This is a genomic window from Streptomyces kebangsaanensis (genome assembly GCF_001906585.1).
Classification (GTDB): Bacteria; Actinomycetota; Actinomycetes; order Streptomycetales; family Streptomycetaceae; genus Streptomyces; species Streptomyces kebangsaanensis.
In genome coordinates this window covers 4,737-9,352 of record NZ_JUJA01000017.1, presented here as the reverse complement: position 1 = coordinate 9,352, position 4,616 = coordinate 4,737, and the positions used below count along the sequence as shown (strand labels likewise).

6 protein-coding genes are annotated in these 4,616 nt (G+C 75.9%); 3 read left to right on the top strand and 3 right to left on the bottom strand.

Annotation, left to right across the window (positions count from 1 at the left end; all coding sequences use genetic code 11):
- The coding region (locus tag RH94_RS01725; RefSeq protein WP_234425458.1) for a DUF2071 domain-containing protein at positions 1-508 on the bottom strand (508 nt) is incomplete at its 3' end.
- 59 nt (positions 509-567) lie between these two features.
- Positions 568-1,449 carry a UbiA family prenyltransferase gene (locus tag RH94_RS01720; protein ID WP_073945908.1) on the bottom strand — a complete coding sequence of 294 codons (882 nt, stop codon included), beginning with the start codon at positions 1,447-1,449 and terminating at the stop codon, positions 568-570.
- A 46-nt stretch (positions 1,450-1,495) separates the two neighbouring features.
- Here RH94_RS01720 and RH94_RS01715 point away from each other — a divergent pair, with 46 nt between their 5' ends.
- From RH94_RS01715 to RH94_RS01705, 3 genes are read left to right on the top strand one after another with little or no spacing between them, the layout of a single operon-like run.
- A complete protein-coding gene (locus RH94_RS01715) occupies positions 1,496-2,635 on the top strand; it encodes a type III polyketide synthase (protein ID WP_079188853.1) in 1,140 nt (379 codons plus the stop codon).
- Positions 2,636-2,643: 8 nt separating this feature from the next.
- Positions 2,644-3,159, top strand: a complete 516-nt coding sequence (locus tag RH94_RS01710; protein ID WP_073945907.1) for an isoprenylcysteine carboxyl methyltransferase family protein — start codon at positions 2,644-2,646, stop codon at positions 3,157-3,159.
- A complete protein-coding gene (locus tag RH94_RS01705; RefSeq protein ID WP_073945906.1) occupies positions 3,156-4,187 on the top strand; it encodes an NAD(P)/FAD-dependent oxidoreductase in 1,032 nt (343 codons plus the stop codon). Before RH94_RS01710 ends, RH94_RS01705 begins: the two co-directional genes overlap by 4 nt.
- Positions 4,188-4,205: 18 nt before the next feature.
- Here RH94_RS01705 and RH94_RS41930 read toward each other — a convergent pair.
- A partial coding sequence (locus tag RH94_RS41930) for a zinc-binding dehydrogenase (RefSeq protein WP_234425457.1) occupies positions 4,206-4,616 on the bottom strand: 411 nt, incomplete at its 5' end.

Sequence of the window (4,616 nt, the reverse complement as noted above, 5' to 3'; positions counted from 1 at the left end):
CCCGCCAGCGCGAGATCAGCCACACGTCCCGCTCCGTCGGCTCGATCGGGTCACCGGGGCGGACGACCAGGCGGTAGGAGCCCCGGCCCCGCCGCCTGGAACCGGCGTACGAGACGGTGCCCCCGTCCGTGGAGACGCTGAGGGTGCCCAGGTGGTACGGCGCGCCGACGGCACGGGCCGCCAGCATCAGCGGGGAGGCGACTTCGAGGGAGAGGAACCACAGCCCGTCCCGCCCGTGCCGGTGCCGGACGTAGGTCCGGAGGTTGGTCTCCGCGAACGTCGGGAGCCCGGGCGCGGTCGCGGGTACGCCAGGAGGGCGTACGTCCGTCATGACGAAGGGCGTGAGCCCCACCCAGGCGACCCCCTCGTACTCGTCCACGGCCAGTTCCCCGGGCACCAGAGCCCGCACCGCCTCCGGCCGGAAGGGCCAGTGGACGAACGTCTGCGTCAGCCAGCCGGCCCGCAACGCGGGCAGGCGCACCCGCTGCTCCGCTCCGTACGCCACCATGGGCGGCGGGTCCCCCGCGTACCGGCGGCAAAAACGCGCCACCGTCCGCGGGGCCGGGGTCAGGCCATGTCCGCGCCGTGCAGCAGGAGCTGCGCCACGGCCAGGCCGGCCACCACGATCGACGCCCGGAACGGCCACCGGCTCCGGCCCCCCGCCGGCACGGCCGTTCCCGCGGCCGCGACGATCGCGGCCGCCGCCGCCAGTACCCGGCCCGGCAACGTCACCGCACCGGGCGGCCCCGCGACCACCACGCCCACGGCCGCCACCATCACGAACGGGGCCAGCCACCGGCAGGCCGGGCGGCCCAGCCGCTGCGGCAGCCCGCGCACACCGGCCGCGAGGTCGTCCTCGATGTCCGGAAGCACATTGACCAGATGGGCCCCCACGCCCAGCAGCGCGCCGGCCGTGACCGCCCACCAGGCCGGCCAGGACGGCGAGGGCAGGCCGAGGGTGACGAAGGCCGGCAGCGATCCGAAACCCACGGCATAGGGCAGCGGCGAGAGCACCGTGTGCTTGAACACCAGGTTGTAGGCCCAGCCCGCGGCCACCATGCCCACCAGATGCGCCACTCCCGCGGCGGCGCCGCTCAGCAGCGACAGCGGCACGCACAGCGCCAGGGCCGCCCCGGCCGCGACGGCCGCCGCCCGGGGCGCGAGTTCCCCCGTGGCCACCGGCTTGTCGCGCCGCCCGCAGGCCGTGTCGCGCCGGGCGTCGACCGCGTCGTTGCACCAGCCCACCGAGAGCTGCCCGGCCAGCACCGCCGCGGCCACCGCCGCCGAACCCGCCGCTCCGCGGCCCGCCGCCACGGCCAGCGCGGTCACGAACACGGTCACGGCGACCGCCGGCTCCAGGTGGCAGGAGCGCAGCAGCAGCACCGGGACACGGTGTGCCGCGGGCGGAAGGGCATCCGGCTGGACGGCACCGGGCGGGTGGAGTGGCACAAGGGGACGTTAACGGGGCGTATGGCGGGAGGAAGGTATGACCGACATGCGTGTCCCTGTGATCGTCGATGACGTTCCCCTCCCGCCGCCCACCGTGCCGCGCCCGGCGCCCCTGCCCGGCACGGCGAGCACGATCGCCGCGGTCCGCACCGCGCTGCCGCCGCACCGGTACGCCCAGGACGACCTCACCGAGGCGATCGGCGACCTGTGCCTCGCCCCGGGAGCCGACCGCGCCGTACTGCGCCGCCTGCACGCCTCCGCCGGTGTGCGCACACGCCATCTCGCCCTGCCGATCGAGCGGTACGCCGGCCTCGGCGACTTCGGCCGGAGCAACGACGCGTGGGTGGCCGCCGGACTCGAACTGGGCGAGGAGGCCCTCACCGGCGCGCTGCGGGAGGCGGGACTCGGGCCGGCCGACGTCGATCTGCTGGTGTGCACCTCCATCACCGGCATCGCCGCTCCGTCGCTCGACGCCCGGCTGGCCGGGCGCCTGGGACTGCGGCCCGACGTCAAGAGACTTCCCGTGTTCGGCCTGGGCTGTGCGGCGGGCGCGGCCGGACTCGCCCGGCTGCACGACTATCTGCGGGGGCACCCCGACGACACGGCGGTGCTGCTCAGTGTCGAGCTGTGCTCGCTGACACTCCAGCGGCGCGACGACTCCCGCGCCAACCTCGTCGCCGGAGCCCTGTTCGGTGACGGCGCGGCGGCGCTCGTCGCGCGGGGCGGCGGCAGGGCGGGGCCCGGCGCGGGCGGCCCCTCGGTGGTCGCGACCCGCAGCCGCCTGTATCCGGGCACCGAACAGCTCCTGGGCTGGGACATCGGCGCCAGCGGGTTCCGCGTCGTGATCGACGCCGGCGTCCCCGGGATCGTACGGGACCGGTTCGGCCGGCACCTGCGCGCCTTCCTCGCCGAACACGGCCTGACCACCGACGACATCGGGACCTGGGTGTGCCACCCGGGAGGTCCCAAGGTGCTCTCCGCCGTGGCCGACGCCCTCGGCCTGCCCGGCGACGCCCTGGACACCGCCCGGCACTCCCTCGCGACCGTGGGAAACCTGTCCTCCGCCTCCGTCCTGCACATCCTGCAGACCGTCCGGGAGTCCCACCGGCCCGAGCCCGGCACATGGGGGCTCGTCCTGGCGATGGGCCCGGGGTTCTGCTCCGAACTCGTCCTGCTGCGCTGGTGAGTGCTCCCATGCCCTGGTACACGCTTCTCGTCCTGGCCGTCGCCGCCGAACGCCTCGCCGAACTCGCCGTCGCCCGGCGCAACGCGGCCTGGACCCGTGCCCGCGCCGGCGTGGAACACGGCCGCGGCCACTACCCGGCCATGGTCGCCCTGCACACCGGTCTGCTCGTCTGCTGCCTCGCCGAAACCGTGCTCGCCCACCGGCCGTTCCTGCCCGCTCTGGGATGGCCCATGCTGGCGCTCGTCGCCCTGGCGCAGGCGCTGCGCTGGTGGTGCGTCACCGCACTCGGCCCCTACTGGAACACCCGGGTCATCGTCGTCCCCGGAGCCCGCCTGGTCGGCACCGGCCCCTACCGGTTCCTGCGCCACCCCAACTACGTCGCCGTCGTGGTGGAGATCGCCGCCCTGCCGCTGGTGCACTCGGCCTGGCTGAGCGCGGCGGCGTTCACCGTGGCCAACGCGCTCCTGCTCGCGGTCCGCGTCCGCTGCGAGAACACCGCCCTCACCGCGGCGGTGCCCGCGTGAGCGGCGGCCACGACCTGCTGATCGCCGGAGGCGGTCCCGCCGGTCTGGCGACCGCCCTGCACGCCGTGCGCGCGGGCCTCGACGTCGTCGTGGCGGAGCCACGCCGGGCGCCGGTCGACAAGGCGTGCGGCGAGGGCCTGATGCCCGGCGCCGTCCGGGCCCTCGGTGCACTCGGCCTTCAGGTTCCCGGCCTGCCGATCGGCGGAATCCGCTACGTCCAGGGGTCCCGCAGGGTCCAGGCGGCATTCCGGCACGGCCCCGGCCTCGGCGCCCGCCGCACCGGCCTGCACGGCGCCCTGCACCAAGCCGTCGTCGACGCTGGCGTCCCCGTACTGCCCCTGCGCGTGGGCGAGGTACGGCAGGACGACACGGGCGTGACCGTGCCCGGGGCCGGCCTGCGCGCCCGGTGGCTGGTCGCCGCGGACGGCCTCCACTCGCCGTTGCGCCGCTTCCTCGGCCTGGAGGTGAGGAGCGGCACGGCGCCCCGGTACGGGCTGCGCCGCCACTACGCGGTGCCTCCCTGGTCCTCCTACGTCGAGGTGCACTGGGGGCCGTACGGGGAGGCGTACGTCACCCCGCTCGGCCCCGCGCTCGTCGGCGTCGCCCTGCTGACGGCCCGGCGGGCCCCCTTCGGCACCCAGCTGACCGCCTTCCCCGAACTGGCGGCCCGCCTTCCCGGCGAAGCGGCCGTCACCGCCGTACGCGGCGCGGGACCGCTGCGCCAGCGGTCCCGCGCCCACTGCCACGGGCGGGTCCTGCTCGTCGGCGACGCCGCCGGATACATCGACGCGCTGACCGGCGAAGGCATCTCCCTCGCCCTCACCGGCGCCCGGGCCCTGGTCGACAACCTGCGCCGCGGCACCCCAGGCCGCTACGAGGCCGACTGGCACCGCGCCACCCGCCGTCACCGGTTCCTGACGGAGCTCCTGACCGGAGCCCGCCGGCAGCCCGCACTCGCCTCACGCATCACCCCCACGGCCGCCCGCCTGCCACGCCTGTTCGCGGCAGCTGTCAACGCGCTGGCGTGATGCCGCGCCGCCCCGGGGTCACACGCGCAGCAGGGCCTTGACGGCGCGGCGCTCGTCCATGGCCCGGTACGCCTCGGCGGCCCGGTCGAGGGGGAGGTCGAGGTCGAAGACCCTGCCGGGGTCGATCCTCCGGTTCCAGATCAGGTCGATCAGCCGCGGCAGGTACTGGCGCACCGGGGCCGGTCCGCCGTGGAGGTGGACGTGGGAGAAGAACAGCTCCCGGCCGTCGAGTGCGACGCCGTGGGCGACGCCGACGTAGCCGACGTGGCCGCCGGGGCGGGTGGAACCGATGGCCTGCAGCATCGACTCCTGGGTACCGACGGCTTCGACGACCGAGTGCGCGCCCAGCCCGCCGGTCATCTCCCTGATCCTGGCCGCGCCTTCGTCGCCGCGTTCGGTGACGATGTCGGTGGCGCCGAACGCGCGGGC

Coding starts and splice junctions, on each gene's coding strand:
- RH94_RS01715 (WP_079188853.1), top strand. CDS start 1,496: ATGCGTGTCCCTGTGATCGTCGATGACGTTCCCCTCCCGCCGCCCACC.
- RH94_RS01710 (WP_073945907.1), top strand. CDS start 2,644: ATGCCCTGGTACACGCTTCTCGTCCTGGCCGTCGCCGCCGAACGCCTC.